Consider the following 13,853-nt stretch of genomic DNA (forward strand, 5'->3'; position numbering starts at 1 on the left):
AGCTCCCGCTGAAAACACGCGGAGCAAGGTTCAAAACATGGGTCAATTCTCGATGACAATATCCGGCAATGCCGGGTCACTTCTCAGTGCAAATCAACAATGAGTAAACCAGATGCGTGGAATCGACATACTGCTGATACTAGAGCCGCCGATTCGGATTTTCCTCATCGAAGATCAGTTTCCGCTCAGTTGACATCAAATGGTTGAGGGCTACGCGATCGGCCCGTTCGCGACGCCCTTTGCCTGGAGCGTTATCGAGCGGGATGATGATACGGCTTCGTCACGATGGTCTCGCCGGGTTTCAGCTCCGGCGCCAGAATGCCAACCGACATGACGTTCCAGCTACTCGATGACATCTTCGTTGGAATCATTCGCCGCCTGCAGGATGAGGATTGTGTCGAGACCACAATGGCAACGCCGGGAGGTGCGGTGAAACCACAGGTCGGGTTTTGCGAGGAATCCGGCCGTCTTCGAGGGACTCCCCTGACGCCCGTCCCTCGAACTCCCGCCCCACCCTTCACTCAGAACTTATATGCGCCGACGTCCTTTCGGAGTCGGAACAACAGTAGTTCAATCGCACGTCAAGGTCGGACGTACATCTTGGATCGCCGGAAATCAGGCACTCGGTCGACTTCTTTGATTATTGCCCGGCGAAACCGGACGCGCAATCACACTGATTGCGGCCCGGATCCATCGGAGTGCGGGATCGGCTTGTCGCCTCTTGTGCGAGATCAGCGTGAACGGGACCGTAGGGAACTCGATTGGCGAAGGCAGTATGACCAATCTCTTGTGGCGCCGAAGCGTCTCCAGGCTTTTCGCGGCGACTGTGAGAATGAGGTCGGTCCCGATAATTGTATTTGGCGCGACGCTCCAGTGCGGGAGCACCAGCGCCACCCGGCGACTGAATCCTGCCGTGTGAATGGTCTTGTCAATCTCTGTCGATGCCTCACCATGAACGGCGACCAGCGCATGGGGGCGAGCGAGATAGGCATCCAGGTCAATCCGCTCGACCAATGGCGGAAGAGTAGCGCGATCTACAAGGCAGACATACTGATCCGAAAACAATAACTCCGAGTGAATCTGGGCAGGCAGGTGCGGAAACACGCCCAGGCCCAGATCGATATCTCCATCGACCACCCCGGCGACCATTCCTTCCCGGCTCAGCTGAGTGATTGACAGATCTATGCCCGGCGCCGATCGCCCTATCAGCGACATCAGTTCGGGCAGGATGATGCTGGCGCCGTAATCCGACATTGCCAACCTGAAAACGTGCCGGCCTCGCGCCGGATCGAACCCGCCGGGCCCGAGCACCGCGCGTATCTGGGCAAGCGCTTCCTTCACCGGCTGTGAGAGTTCGAGCGCGCGGATAGTCGGTGAAAGACCGCCGCTGTGGCGCGTAAAGAGAGGATCTTCAAGAAGCACGCGCAATCTCGCCAGCGCGTGGCTGACGGCCGGCTGACTCATGTTCAGTCGCAGCGCCGCGCGTGATACGTGGCGCTCGGATAGCAACGCATCGAGTACTACCAGAAGGTTGAGGTCCACACCGCGAAGATTATTCATGCTGTGCATGATACTCGCCCCAATCTGAAGTTTACATAGTCCATCTGCATAATTAGGAGAAGAGCCTGTTCAAGTCGCGAAAGGACATCCTCTCATGCAGCCTTTGGCTTTCCTCGTTGCTGCGCTGATCTCTGGCGCTCTTGTCCCCTTCCAGGCCGGCGCGAATGCGGCGCTCGGCCGCGCTCTTGGCCATCCCCTCTGGGCGACAGTGGTATCGCTTGCGACAAGCGCCATCCTCGTCGTACCGGTGATGATTGCGTTGCGCGTTTCCGCGCCGGCGATCGCAAATCTCTCGGTTCAGCCGAAGTGGATCTGGATCGGAGGCATTGCCGGAGTGATCTACATCACGGTGGCGCTCCTTCTTGTCCCGAAGCTCGGGGCTGCGGGCTTCATGACGGCAGTCATCGCGGGCCAGATCCTCGCTTCGATCACGATCGACTATTTCGGTATCGTCGGTTTCACGGCAAGGCCGATTACCGGATATCGTCTCGCAGGAGCGCTGCTGGTTGTCGCCGGCGTCCTTGTCATGCAGGGCCCAGTTCTTTGGCGAACGGTGCACCAGGTGTCGCAACTTCCCACTCAATCCTGATCAGCAGGAGGAATATCATGGACAATCACGACAGAACCTTCCCGAGCGTATATTCGCTGGGCGGTGACGTTGTACCAGTGCAGGTGCGCATTGCCAGGCCGACCGACAAGCTTGAGGACGTAGTTGCGTTTTATCACGGTGGCCTGGGCCTGCCGGAGCTCGCCCGATTCGAAGCTCACGCCGGCTACGATGGCATCATGCTCGGCCTACCCGGCAAGTCTGTGCATCTTGAATTTACCCGACACGCAGAGGGCAGTTCGTGTCCCGCTCCAAGCTTCGATAATCTGCTGGTGCTATACATAACCGAGCCTGATGCATATGATCGCCTCAACGAGCGGATGCAAGGAATGGGTTATACGCCCCTGGAACCGGAAAATCCATACTGGCTCGAGCGCAGCTTCACCTATCAGGATCCCGACGGCTGGCGCGTGGTGATATGCCGCGAGACCGGCATTTGACGCCGGCGGTACACCGGTACGTCGTTGTGGATCCTCTCGCTGATGTTGCAGCGAGACTTTGCCAGTAACGTGTCGAACCCATCAGTTCCATAAAAAGGGATGGTGCGTTCCTCCGGATAAGGAAGCGGGACGTTCCATCCGCGAAGGCCCGGGCGCCATAGCGCCAGGTCCCGCCAACGCGCCGGAAGATCCGGACAATTCTCTGGACGGGGTTGGCGTGACACAGCTACAGTGAAAAATCCAGGCGGCTCGATCGCGGAAATTCCCGGCGACGACACAGCAAGCTGATCTCGCATCGGACACGGTCCAATGCAATCGCTATTGTGGTAAAGAGAGGAGTAGGATAACCATGGACTTGATAATTCCCAGCGCCGCCAGTCTCAGCCTGTTCGTCAGCGCCACGCTGGTGTTGCTTCTCGTGCCGGGACCGGCTGTTCTTTACATCTTCGCGCGCTCCGTCGAGCAAGGTCGTTCCGCCGGTCTCGTTTCGATTCTCGGCATACATTCGGCCACGCTGGTTCATGTCGTCGCAGCCGCTGTGGGGCTGTCGGCGCTCCTGGCGTCGTCTGCTCTCGCCTTCAGCGTGGTAAAGTATGCAGGCGCGGCCTATCTGATCTGGCTTGGTCTCAAGAAGCTCTTCGGCCCATCGGATCTTCCGAACATGGAAGGAGGGGTGCCAGCGCGTAGCCGCATGCGCATCTTCCGTGAGGGTTTCATCGTCAACCTCCTCAACCCGAAGACCGCGCTGTTCTTTCTGGCATTCCTGCCGCAGTTCGTTGAGGTCGACCGTGGCCATGTGGCAATGCAGGTCGCATTCCTCGGGATTCTCTACACAGCGATCGGTGTGCTCACGGATGGCGCCTATGCACTTGCTGCCGGCACGGCGGGCAACTGGCTGAAGCGCAGTCCTGTCTACCTGAAAGCTGAACGCTGGGTCAGCGGTTTCGTGTATATCGGTCTTGGCATGACGGCTGCTTTTTCGGGCAACCACAAAAAATAGGGCACCATACGGTCGGGAAAGCTCCGTGGTAATGACAAAGGCCGAGCGAGAACGTTCTTCCCGTTGCGCCGTAGCGATTGCAGAGGCTCTGAGGTCGCGAGCACGGCCGTCCTCAGGCCGCTCTACTGGTCTTTCAGTATCACGATGATCTGTTCGTCCGGGAACCGTGAATGATCCGTTCCGTCCGTCTCACTGATACGACGGGTCTATCCACACCTCAAAGAAGTTAAGTGTCTCAGGATACCGTGCGATGGCGCTTCGATTCTACGCCACTCTCTCTATCGGGAACGGAAACCTCATAGCCCGCCGGCCGTTAGTCGTCACGGGTCGTCTCCACTTTTATCACACCGAGATGTGCGCTCATTCGCCCGGCTCGGATTTTTTTATTTTCCCTCTTGAACAACCGGATCTGAAAACCAAATCGTTACGCGCCGGTTGCCGAAAGCTGGACCGGCCGAATGGAGGCGCTGTCTTACGGTGCTTCCATGCCCATGTTGCTTCAAGGAGAATATGGCTATGACGACGTCTTTTGACTATGCACCGTTATTCCGGTCGACGATCGGTTTTGACAGGGTGTTCAATCTGCTTGAAAATGCACAGCACGCGCGCCAGCTCAACGACTGGCCACCCTACGACATTCTGAAGACTGGGGAAGAAACCTACAGCATCGCACTTGCGGTAGCCGGTTTTTCACCCGATGAGCTCGAAATTACCTTTCAGTCAAATCTTTTGAAGATCAGCGGGAGGAGGCAGGAAAACGCCGGGAACGGCTATCTGCACCGCGGCATCGCAGGGCGTCCGTTCGAGCATCGCTTTGAGCTTGCCGACCATGTCAGGGTCACCAGCGCCGATCTCCGAAACGGTCTCCTGACAATCAGTCTTGTCAGGGAGATACCGGAAGCGCTCAAGCCGCGAAAAATCGAGATCCGAGCGGACTCACGCGCGCTTGCATCGCCTGCATCAGTACAGATCGACGCGCAGGAGGCAGCTTAAACGGACCTTGTCCAGAAGGGAGCCGCTCAGGCGGCTCTCCATAATGTGTCAGGATTGGGAAGGAGAGCAAAATGAAACCAGGAATGTTTCATGAACCGGTCACCGTTCTTGTGGGGCTGGGTTTTCCGGTCGAGATACGCGGGGTGACGGAGGCGTACCGGCATCTGTGCGAGTGGCCGCAGGCCCTCAGAGACAGAGCGCACGCTGTCGCTGTCAACGCGTGCCGGGCAGCGTTGTCGGATGAAATTGAAGCCGAGACCGCGCGGGGCCTTTTTGTCGCCTTTGCCGAGAAACATGACCTGCTTGCCCCTGACTGCAATTCTCTTGTTGCATTCAGGAGGCCTCGCGACAAAAATCCAAACGTGCGGTAGGTGGCGACGCCACCAGACAAGTCGGTGATGGACAGCTATACTTGTTCCATCTGTGCCAAGAGGCAAGTCACAGTTCGTCCAGTGTTTCGTTAAGGGCCTCTATATTGCGCAGGCGGGTGCGACCGGTCGCCCCCGCCTTTTCAAGGCAACGGGTGATGAGAAGATGGCAGAGAGCCATCACCGCCGTATGATTGAAGAGCGGCCCTGGCGCGAGCGTCTGGCACTGAAAGTGCCATGTCGCCTTCGTCTCAAAGGGAGCGCCCTCGTCGGTCACGTAAAGAAGCTGTGCCTTTGAGCGTCTCACCTGATCGACGATCCCATCGGATTGGCTGGTTCTTCGACGCAGTCCGAAGAAAATCACGACGTCATTTTCACCAATGCTGACCAGATGCTCGCCCATGGTCTGCCCGGCACCCGGGATAACGATAATGCTTTCGATGACCTGAGTAAGCTGCCATTGGAGATAGGCTGCAAAGGGGTAGCTGCTGCGGAAGCCTATCACCCAGACCTTGCGTGCAAGAAGTAGTGCTGTGACGGCACTGTCGATCTGGTTTTCCGAAATTCCGAAAAATGTGGCTTCGATATTGAGGAGAGCCTGTGCGACATGCGCCTTGATCGATTGTCTGGCTCCGGCATCGGCAGCCCGCGCCAGAAAGAGTCTCGAACCCGTCTGCTTCTCCGCCCTGGCGTGTCGTCTGGCTTCCTCGTAGTTTTCGTAGCCAAGCCGCCGGATGAAACGTGTCACGGTTGCCTTGGAAACATGCGCCAGTGCTGCAAGCTCCTGGGCAGAATAACTGGCAAGTTCGCCGGGAAAATCGCAGACGAATTCTCCAATGCGCTTTTCTGCAGGGTGAAGATCCGGCAGCGATTGCCTGACGCGGAACAGGAATGATCTTTCCTTGGGCATGCAATGCTCCGGCGAAATCTCAACGACATAACCTTCAGGCGCCTTCGTGCGGCTTGCAACAGAAAAAGCAACAGTTTGCGAGGTTGGCAAGCCGTTAAGCGTTACCGTTGCGAGGTCTTTGTTTCCCCCTCAAGCTCCATCGTGCGGATGAGCAACTCCACCGCTGACCGGATTGGTGCAATGATTGGCACGGACAGGATACGCTGCAGGTTGTCAGCCGCTTGCCCCAGTGGGCCGCCACCTATGATAACGACATCAGCGCCGTCTTGCTCGAAACATTCCCGAACAGCGATTTCCAGCGCAGTCTGCAACGCCACCGGATCTGAAGCCAGATGCCGAGGATCACCCCTCGTTAACCGTGTACCGGTGAAAAGCGATGCCACACCGAGCGTTTGCGCCTTTGCCGCAAAACAGCCTACCAAATCGGGGGTCACGGTGGCGATCCCGAAACGACGATCACCTGCAGCGGCTTCCATCATGCTGGCCTGACAGATGCCGACGGAGGGCACGCCGGATGCAACAGCGAGGCGCTCCAGTCCCGGATCGCCGAAGGCGCAGACAATCAGGCCGTTGTTCCGGCGAGCCAGTTCGCACCCTGTCTCCACGACGCTATCGGCGGCGGCGGCCAGTTCGATGTCGTTGAGGATCATGGGCACGCCATGTGCCGCGGTGCGCCCTTCGATTACAGTGCCCTCCGGAACGTAGCTGCGGGCGATATTTATCATCATCGCCGTGGTCGCTTGCGAGGTATTCGGGTTGATCAATCCTATGCGTTTCATCGGTCCTGCATCACCACAAAGGTTTGTTTGCCCCATCCGGTTGTTATGGCTGGCGCCGATACTCAAGGGTGTTCAACCGGGAAAAAGGCAGGCAACACCCGCACCGCCGGAGAGCGGAACGAGTGGTGGAATCTGCGTTTGGCAAAGATCGGTGGCCTGCCCACATCGCGGCGCGAAAGCGCAACCCGGTGGCATTGCCGCCAGATCGGGTGGGGCGCCTGGAATGGTGACCAGTCGGTCGCGTCCTTCGGCCAGTTCGACGCGCGCGCCAAGCAAGCCTTTCGTATAGGGATGACGCGGGTTATGGATGATATCGCCAACCAGCCCCTCCTCGACGATACGCCCAGCATACATGACTGCAATACGGTCAGCCACCTCGGCCGCCACGCCGATGTCATGGGTGACAAAGATGACTGACAGACCATATTCCCGCTGCAGCTCGCGAATGAGCAGCAGGATCTGAATCTGGACTGTGGCATCCAGTGCTGTCGTCGGTTCGTCGGCCAATAAAACTTTGGGATTGCACGCAAGCGCCATCGCGATCATGGCGCGCTGAAGCATACCGCCCGACATTTCGTGAGGATAATTGGAAAGGCGTCGCTCTGGCGAGGGAATACGGACTTTCCGGAACAAGGCAAGCGCCCGTTCGGCAGCTAAACCGCGTGACACCTTTTCATGCCGCATGATGGTTTCCTCGATTTGCCGACCAACGATATAGACGGGATCAAGCGCCAGACGCGGCTCCTGAAAAACCATGGAGACGACAGCCCCGCGCAGATCGGAAAGCGCACGGTTGGAAAGCGACATGATATCATGCCCGTCAACCGTCATGCCGCCTTCGATCAAGGTTCCCTTGGGGTGAAGCCGCAACAATGAGCGCATCGTCACGCTTTTGCCCGAACCGGATTCACCGAGCAGGGCGACCACTTCTCCAGGCTTCACGGAAAGGCTGACACCGTTGACGGCCTTTACCGCCTTTCCGCCACGCTGAAACGTTACCGAAAGATTGCTGATATCGATCATCGCATCATTCTGCATGGTCATGCCTCCATCATTACAGGGGCGCGGCTATGGCCGGAACCAGGTACCGCCATGAGACAGGCTGCGGCCTGATCACCGGAAATGCCGGTCAACGGTGGCAATGTCCGGTGGCAGACATCCTCCGCAAAACTGCAGCGGGTGTGGAAGCGACAACCGGAGGGCGGATCGATCGGGTTTGGCGGATCACCCGTCAACGGCGGCGCGTCGGTTCGCCCGGCCGGGTCCATCTTCGGCATAGAGGCCAAAAGTGCCGCCGAATAGGGGTGAATCGTATTGCTGTAAATTGCATCGCGACTGCCCACTTCCGCTACCTTGCCGAGATACATGACCATGACCCTGTCGCACATGAAGCGCACGACATTGAGATCGTGTGAGATGAACAGATAGGTCAGGCCGAAATCGCGTTTGAGGTCGAGAAGCAGATTGAGTACCTGCGCCTCCACAGACTTGTCGAGGGCTGAGACCGCCTCATCCAGAATGACCAATCGTGGCTCAAGCGCCAGCGCGCGGGCAATATTGACGCGCTGCCTCTGTCCGCCGGACAACTCATGAGGATAGCGGCCTGCGAAACGTGACGGCTCCAGACCTACGCGTTGAAGCAGATCATGTGCTCTCGCAATGGCCTTTGCGGCTGGCGTTCCATGAACCTGTGGAGCAAATGCTATGGATTGCTCGATCGTCAGTCTCGGATTGAGGGAAGCATAACTATCCTGAAAAACCATCTGCACCTGACGGCGATAGGCCGAAAGCGGCAGTGCGCCTCCAACCGTTTCACCGTCGAAGAGAATTTCGCCCTGGTCCGGTTCGATCAGTTGCATCAAAAGTCGTGCCGTCGTCGACTTGCCGCAGCCGCTTTCACCGACCACGCCCAGCGTTTCTCCCTTCAGGATATCGAAATCGACCCCGTCTACAGCGCGCACCACTTTCTTCGGCTTGAGAAAGCCGCTGCCCTTGACCGGGAAATGCTTGAGCAGCCCGCGAGCGGAGATCAACGGCTGGGCAGGGCCACCCCGTTCACCAACAGGCAGTTCGAAAGCCGGTTTTCCAACGATGTTGATCATGACTTCACGTCCATGGCTGTGCGCAGCCCGTCTGAGAAAAGGTTGAAGCAGATCGAAGTGATGAAGATCATCGCGCCTGGCAGAGCCGCGACGAAGGGATTGGTGTAAATCGCCGTGCGCAGCGTATTGAGCATCAGCCCCCATTCAGCGTCGGGCGGGCGTACACCCAGCCCCAGGAACGACAGGCCTGATGCAAGGATCATCGACACCGAAATCAGGCTTGTGGCGAAGACAAAAATCGGGCCAAGCACGTTTCCAAGGATATGAACACGAATGATGGTGAAGGCCGGGGCACCCGATGCGCGTGCCGCATCAACGTAATCCAGCTTTCGCACCTGCGTTGTCACGCTTTCGGCGATACGGGCGATCTGCGGAATGAACACCACCGTCAAAGACACCAGCGCGTTGGTGAGGCCGGACCCAAGTGCTCCCGACAGCGCGACGGCAAGCAGAACCGACGGAAAAGCGTAGAAAACATCGACCGTGCGCATAATCAGGGTGTTGATTAAGCCGCCGGTATAACCGGCAATGATGCCGATTGCCGTGCCGATAACAAACGCGATAGGCACCGGCACGACCCCCATGATCAGCGACAGCCGTGCCCCATAGATCAAACGTGACAGCATATCGCGACCGAGTTCGTCGGTTCCGAGAATATATCCTTCCGTTCCAATCGGTTTCAGGCGGCGGATCACACTGCCCTTTGCCGGGTCGTAAGGCGCAAGATAAGGGGCGAAAATGGCAATAAGGATGAGAAGAACGAGGAGTGCCAGCGCCACCATCGCGACCGGATCGCGACTGATACGTCTCAAAACGCCGCTCCAGAAGCCGGGAGACTTGGTAATTTTCTCGATGGGAATTTCGGACGCTATGGTGATGGCAGCCATTGTCAGCTCCTCTGGATGCGGGGATCGATGGCGCTCTGCAACACGTCGACCAAAAGATTGAGGACAACGAAGAACATCGCGAGCACCAGGATGGTGCCTTGCAGGATCGGCAAATCACGGGTGAAGATTGCACCGTTCAGAAGAAAGCCGGTACCAGGCCAGGAAAATACCGTCTCGATCAGAATTGACCCGCCGAGAAGATATCCCAGTTGCAGGCCCATGACGGAAAGTGCAGTGGGCGCGGCGTTGCGCACGACATGGCGCAGAATATGAGCTCGCATCAACCCCTTGGCCGCAAGCGCCTGGGTGAAATCCTGGGCAAGAATGTCTGCTACCAGCGAACGGATCGTGCGGGCGATAATCCCCATCGGAATAACTGACATGGTGACTGCCGGCAGAACAAGGTACTGGAGATATTCCCAGCCGAAGCTTCGACCGGAAGACCCTCCAGGGCCGCCACCCATCGCCGGCAACCAGCCCAGCGTGACCGAAAAGGTGATGACCAGCACCATGCCGAGCCAGTAATGCGGCACGCTGACGCCGAGCATTGAGATCCCGGATGAGAGGCGGTCTATCCACCCACCGCGAAAGACACCTGCCAGAAAACCAAGTGTCGCCCCGCCCGCAAAGCCGATGACCGCCGCCGACAGGGCAAGAATGATCGAATTGACCGACGCATCTATTATATCGGCCAGAACGGGGCGCCCTGTTGCAATAGACGTCCCAAGATCACCCTGCACGGCATGCCAGACCCAAAGTGCATATTGCACCGGCAAGGGACGGTCGAGGCCGTAAAATGCCCGCATCTGTGCTTGCATTTCCGCAGAGGCGTCCGAAGGCAAGATCGCGGCAAGCGGATCACCGGGGGCGATATGGATCAGCATGAAGCATACAATGCTCACGCCGATCGTTACGGGAATGACATGCAACAGTCGTTTCAGTGCATAAAGCAGCATGAGGTCCTCGCGAGTGTCAGATCTGGCTTCGGCAATGACAGGGCGGGTTTCATTCCCCGCCCTGTCACTGCGAAAAGTCAGGGATCCATGGAGATCGTCGAAAAGTCCTGGAACCAGTTCTGTGCCTGGACAAAGCCCTTGACCTTGGGAGACATGGCGCGCGGATTGACGTCATGCGTCACCATCAGGAAGAGTGCGTCATCGACATATTTTTCGTGAATCTTCTGAAGTACCTTGTCCTGCTCGGCCGCATCGAAGGTCGTGCGCACCTGATTGAAAAGGGCATCCATTTCCTGGTCACAGTAAAAACCCCAGTTGGTGCCGTTTGGCGGCGCCAGATTGCACTGAGACTGGCGGATCAATGCCGTAAAAGGGTCCTGGATGAAGTAGCTGTAGTTAACGGCGGTAGCGCCCTTTGCGCTCGGGTCCTTGGCACCGGCGCGCCAGATGTTGATAACCGTGTTCCAGTCGGCAACCTCATACTCGACATTGATGCCGATTTCCGACAGGGTTTGCTGGATGTATTCGTTCATAGCGAGCGGCAGCATCTGGCCAGAACCGGATGAAGAGATCACAACCTTTGTGGTGATGGGCTTGTCCGGGCCGTATCCGGCTTCGGCCATCAGCTTTTTTGCTTCCTCGACATTATACTCAAGCTTGAAAGTCGGCTTGCCGAACCATTGATGCCCAGGTGGCAGATAACCCTGAGCCGGGACGGAGAGACCGCCGAGCAGTTCATTGAGGCCTTCGCGATCGACCGCAAGGTTGGCAGCCTTGCGAACGCGGATATCGTTCCATGGCGACCCTTCGACGCGCGACAGATGCCATGTCCAGTTATGCGGATAGGAATTGGTGACGATACTGAAGCCGGCATCCTTCAGCGACTTGACCGAATCGGGCGCCGGGGCCTCGATCCAGTCCACCTGCCCGGACCGCAGGGCTGCCACGCGCGTGTTGGGTTCGGGAAGCGGCACAAGAACCAGCTTGTCGAGCTTCGGCACCCGCGTCTTGTCCCAATAGTCCTTGTTGGCAGTCAGCTCAGCGCGTTCACGCGGCGTGAAGCCGCTTTCCATCTTCCAAGGCCCCGTGCCTGAGGGCTTCTGGGCGACAGCATCCCAGTTCTTGCCTTGCGCTTCCCAGTTCGAGGGAGAGGACATCAGCACCCAGCTCAACTGATAGGGAAGTGTGGCGTCGGGGGTCTTGGTGACGATTTCAACCGTCAACGGATCGATGACCTTGTAGGAGGCCACTGCCGGAATGCGGGACTTGCCCTGTGCCGACTGGCGCTTGTCGAACTGCGGTGCATCGCTCACGAGCAGCTTGTCGAGATTCCAGACCACTGCCGCAGCATCGAATGTGCTGCCGTCATGGAATTTTACGCCATCACGCAGTTTGAACGTCCACCTGGTCTTGTCGGCGGGATCGACCTCCCAGGAGGTCGCAAGCGCCGGGATCAGTGCCGAGGGTTTGTCTGCGCTCGAGAGGTCCCATTCGATCAACGCATTGTAGAGCGTATAGCCCATGAAACGTTGGCCTTCGCCACCCTGATCCGTTTGACCTGTGGTGAGCGGTATATCGGAGGCGGTCATGCCGATACGAAGCGTCCCGGCTGCCAGGGCTTCTGACGCATACCCCGCCATCAGCGAGACTGTGGCGACGCCCGCCAGCGTTGCTATCCGCAGGCCTTTGAGCATCGGAGGCATCTTCCCGGATATCTGCATCATGCTGTTCCCTCTTTTTGTTTGCCGCCAGGTCCCTGCCCGGCAAAAAAGAAGAAGCAGATTTCATGCCAGTTTCCGTGAAACTGGAATTTCACTTTGTTATCAGTCCCATGAATGAGCGCAGGGCCGCAAGCCGTAAGAGACCGAACAAATGCGGTGCAAAATTTCCGGGCTACCCGTTGCAATCGTGCATCCGGGTGAGGACGACCGGGCGCTTCGGGATCGACGCAAGGCGCCTGCTTCAACCGTACTGACCACCCGGGATCACAGTGGAGATATCACTCGCGTGCTGGCCTCGTGATCATTGCCGGGGCCGGATGGCGCGCACTCGTCAACGTCGCATAGACGGAGACAGCGGACATTCCTTGATGAAGCCGCATGGAAGTTTCAGTGGCACCCCGCCTGTCAACCATCCGCAGTGCGCTCGGAGCCATCGCAGCGTCGATTGCTGGGGCCTTCAGCGCGCCGATGTGTTGCACCACATCAAGCTTCAATGGGTGTCAGACTTTATCGGCAGGCTGCGGGATCATTCGTCGGCAATCTTGCAGGCTTTACGAAATCTGTGCCGGTGCGGACGCCTTGCTCCCGAAAAGGGGTGTGCATGCGCACGTTACCCACCCGCCTGATATTTGCACCAGACCAGCTGCTTGACATGATCGAACTCTGGAGATATGTCAGAACTATATCTGATATCTCAGTTATGGATTTGATATGTCTGAAACTCACGAGTTTCCATCGCTTCCCCTCTTTCAGCTCGTCACGCCTGAAGAGCTGCCGGCGGGTGGCAGCATGACCAACCGGATCCATGCGCTGCTCCGCAAGCTCATCGTGGAAGTCAAGCTGCTTCCAGGGCGCGCCCTGTCCGAAAAAGAGATCGCCGCTCTCCTGAATGTAAGCAAAACGCCGGTACGCGAAGCGATCATTCGCCTGTCGGAAGAGGGCTTCGTCACCGTTGTCCCGCAGGGTGGGACCTACATCTCTCCGATCGATGTGCAGCGGTATATGGAAGCCTGCTTCATCCGGTTCAAGCTTGAAGAGGGTGCGGTCATAGAGGCTGCCAAACGTCATTCGCTCGAAGACATTGCGCGCCTCAAGACCTGCCTTTCAAATCAGCGCATTGCTGCAAAAGACGAAGAATTCACGAACTTCTTCCTGCTTGATGAGGAGTTCCACAAGAACATCTTTGCAGCCGCGCGTCTCCCGGGAGCGTGGAGTGTTGTCAACCAGGCCAAGGGGGAAATGGACCGTATGCGGCATCTGAAGCGCGTGTTTGCAGTCAGACGCACAGAAAAGGTTATCGAGGAGCACGAGGCAATCGTGGATGGAATCGAGTCAGGCGACGTGGAAGCGGCCCGGGAGGCCGTCCAGCGTCATCTCGGATCACTCGAGACCAAGATCGCAGAACTCTCCAGAAACCCGAAAATCTGGACCTTCATCGAGCAGGTCAACACGCGCGTCACGAGGAAGCGCGCTTCACGGGGGTCGAGGACGCCTGCCTGAACATTCAAGGCTTTTGAGGAGGGGCCTTTC

General features: G+C 57.7%; 15 protein-coding genes. 6 read left to right on the forward strand and 9 right to left on the reverse strand.

Translation table 11 applies throughout. The features are described 5' to 3' along the window. Positions 1 to 615: 615 nt before the first annotated feature. Positions 616 to 1,569: a LysR family transcriptional regulator gene (locus tag ACQZ5K_RS25430; RefSeq protein WP_448741844.1), complete on the reverse strand. Its 954-nt coding sequence runs from the start codon at positions 1,567 to 1,569 to the stop codon at positions 616 to 618. An 85-nt stretch (positions 1,570 to 1,654) separates the two neighbouring features. Here ACQZ5K_RS25430 and ACQZ5K_RS25435 point away from each other — a divergent pair, with 85 nt between their 5' ends. The 5 genes from ACQZ5K_RS25435 to ACQZ5K_RS25455 all read left to right on the forward strand — a co-directional run bounded on the left by ACQZ5K_RS25435 (position 1,655) and on the right by ACQZ5K_RS25455 (position 4,971). Next, positions 1,655 to 2,149 carry a DMT family transporter gene (locus tag ACQZ5K_RS25435; RefSeq protein ID WP_448741845.1) on the forward strand — a complete coding sequence of 165 codons (495 nt, stop codon included), beginning with the start codon at positions 1,655 to 1,657 and terminating at the stop codon, positions 2,147 to 2,149. A gap of 17 nt (positions 2,150 to 2,166) precedes the next feature. Beyond that, on the forward strand, positions 2,167 to 2,607 hold the full coding sequence (locus tag ACQZ5K_RS25440; protein WP_448741846.1) for a VOC family protein: 441 nt from the start codon (positions 2,167 to 2,169) through the stop codon (positions 2,605 to 2,607). A 349-nt stretch (positions 2,608 to 2,956) separates the two neighbouring features. Continuing rightward, entirely contained in the window at positions 2,957 to 3,607 is a 651-nt protein-coding gene (locus ACQZ5K_RS25445) for a LysE family translocator (protein ID WP_448741847.1), read from the forward strand. A gap of 516 nt (positions 3,608 to 4,123) precedes the next feature. Then, positions 4,124 to 4,600, forward strand: coding sequence for an Hsp20 family protein (locus tag ACQZ5K_RS25450; RefSeq protein WP_448741848.1), 477 nt, complete (start codon positions 4,124 to 4,126; stop codon positions 4,598 to 4,600). Positions 4,601 to 4,671: 71 nt separating this feature from the next. Further along, positions 4,672 to 4,971, forward strand: coding sequence for a DUF982 domain-containing protein (locus ACQZ5K_RS25455; protein ID WP_137006232.1), 300 nt, complete (start codon positions 4,672 to 4,674; stop codon positions 4,969 to 4,971). A gap of 67 nt (positions 4,972 to 5,038) precedes the next feature. Here the strand turns inward: ACQZ5K_RS25455 and ACQZ5K_RS25460 are convergent, their stop codons facing one another. From ACQZ5K_RS25460 to ACQZ5K_RS25495, 8 genes are all read right to left on the reverse strand, one after another. Beyond that, positions 5,039 to 5,878: a MurR/RpiR family transcriptional regulator gene (locus tag ACQZ5K_RS25460; protein WP_448741849.1), complete on the reverse strand. Its 840-nt coding sequence runs from the start codon at positions 5,876 to 5,878 to the stop codon at positions 5,039 to 5,041. A gap of 101 nt (positions 5,879 to 5,979) precedes the next feature. Then, entirely contained in the window at positions 5,980 to 6,657 is a 678-nt protein-coding gene (locus tag ACQZ5K_RS25465; RefSeq protein ID WP_448741882.1) for an aspartate/glutamate racemase family protein, read from the reverse strand. A gap of 72 nt (positions 6,658 to 6,729) precedes the next feature. Further along, on the reverse strand, positions 6,730 to 7,701 hold the full coding sequence (locus tag ACQZ5K_RS25470) for an ABC transporter ATP-binding protein (RefSeq protein ID WP_448741850.1): 972 nt from the start codon (positions 7,699 to 7,701) through the stop codon (positions 6,730 to 6,732). Next, positions 7,698 to 8,759, reverse strand: coding sequence for an ABC transporter ATP-binding protein (locus tag ACQZ5K_RS25475; protein WP_448741851.1), 1,062 nt, complete (start codon positions 8,757 to 8,759; stop codon positions 7,698 to 7,700). Before ACQZ5K_RS25475 ends, ACQZ5K_RS25470 begins: the two co-directional genes overlap by 4 nt. Further along, the gene (locus ACQZ5K_RS25480; RefSeq protein ID WP_448741852.1) at positions 8,756 to 9,646 is read right to left on the reverse strand and encodes an ABC transporter permease; all 891 of its coding nucleotides are present in this window, start codon (positions 9,644 to 9,646) and stop codon (positions 8,756 to 8,758) included. The genes ACQZ5K_RS25475 and ACQZ5K_RS25480 overlap by 4 nt, the downstream gene beginning before the upstream one ends. Before the next feature lie 2 nt (positions 9,647 to 9,648). Then, positions 9,649 to 10,602 (reverse strand): ABC transporter permease, encoded by a 954-nt coding sequence (locus tag ACQZ5K_RS25485; RefSeq protein WP_448741853.1) that lies wholly within the window; start codon positions 10,600 to 10,602, stop codon positions 9,649 to 9,651. Positions 10,603 to 10,679: 77 nt separating this feature from the next. Continuing rightward, positions 10,680 to 12,242 carry an ABC transporter substrate-binding protein gene (locus ACQZ5K_RS25490; RefSeq protein WP_448741883.1) on the reverse strand — a complete coding sequence of 521 codons (1,563 nt, stop codon included), beginning with the start codon at positions 12,240 to 12,242 and terminating at the stop codon, positions 10,680 to 10,682. 359 nt (positions 12,243 to 12,601) lie between these two features. Beyond that, positions 12,602 to 12,805: a phage integrase central domain-containing protein gene (locus ACQZ5K_RS25495; RefSeq protein ID WP_448741884.1), complete on the reverse strand. Its 204-nt coding sequence runs from the start codon at positions 12,803 to 12,805 to the stop codon at positions 12,602 to 12,604. A 229-nt stretch (positions 12,806 to 13,034) separates the two neighbouring features. On the opposite strand from ACQZ5K_RS25495, the gene ACQZ5K_RS25500 reads away from it, so the two are divergent. After that, a complete protein-coding gene (locus ACQZ5K_RS25500) occupies positions 13,035 to 13,823 on the forward strand; it encodes a GntR family transcriptional regulator (protein WP_448741854.1) in 789 nt (262 codons plus the stop codon). Positions 13,824 to 13,853 lie beyond the last annotated feature (30 nt).

It is taken from the genome of Agrobacterium sp. 22-226-1 (assembly GCF_053522345.1).

Coding starts and splice junctions, on each gene's coding strand:
- ACQZ5K_RS25430 (WP_448741844.1), bottom strand. CDS start 1,569: ATGCACAGCATGAATAATCTTCGCGGTGTGGACCTCAACCTTCTGGTA.
- ACQZ5K_RS25435 (WP_448741845.1), top strand. CDS start 1,655: ATGCAGCCTTTGGCTTTCCTCGTTGCTGCGCTGATCTCTGGCGCTCTT.
- ACQZ5K_RS25440 (WP_448741846.1), top strand. CDS start 2,167: ATGGACAATCACGACAGAACCTTCCCGAGCGTATATTCGCTGGGCGGT.
- ACQZ5K_RS25445 (WP_448741847.1), top strand. CDS start 2,957: ATGGACTTGATAATTCCCAGCGCCGCCAGTCTCAGCCTGTTCGTCAGC.
- ACQZ5K_RS25450 (WP_448741848.1), top strand. CDS start 4,124: ATGACGACGTCTTTTGACTATGCACCGTTATTCCGGTCGACGATCGGT.
- ACQZ5K_RS25455 (WP_137006232.1), top strand. CDS start 4,672: ATGAAACCAGGAATGTTTCATGAACCGGTCACCGTTCTTGTGGGGCTG.
- ACQZ5K_RS25460 (WP_448741849.1), bottom strand. CDS start 5,878: ATGCCCAAGGAAAGATCATTCCTGTTCCGCGTCAGGCAATCGCTGCCG.
- ACQZ5K_RS25465 (WP_448741882.1), bottom strand. CDS start 6,657: ATGAAACGCATAGGATTGATCAACCCGAATACCTCGCAAGCGACCACG.
- ACQZ5K_RS25470 (WP_448741850.1), bottom strand. CDS start 7,701: ATGACCATGCAGAATGATGCGATGATCGATATCAGCAATCTTTCGGTA.
- ACQZ5K_RS25475 (WP_448741851.1), bottom strand. CDS start 8,759: ATGATCAACATCGTTGGAAAACCGGCTTTCGAACTGCCTGTTGGTGAA.
- ACQZ5K_RS25480 (WP_448741852.1), bottom strand. CDS start 9,646: ATGGCTGCCATCACCATAGCGTCCGAAATTCCCATCGAGAAAATTACC.
- ACQZ5K_RS25485 (WP_448741853.1), bottom strand. CDS start 10,602: ATGCTGCTTTATGCACTGAAACGACTGTTGCATGTCATTCCCGTAACG.
- ACQZ5K_RS25490 (WP_448741883.1), bottom strand. CDS start 12,242: ATGGCGGGGTATGCGTCAGAAGCCCTGGCAGCCGGGACGCTTCGTATC.
- ACQZ5K_RS25500 (WP_448741854.1), top strand. CDS start 13,035: ATGTCTGAAACTCACGAGTTTCCATCGCTTCCCCTCTTTCAGCTCGTC.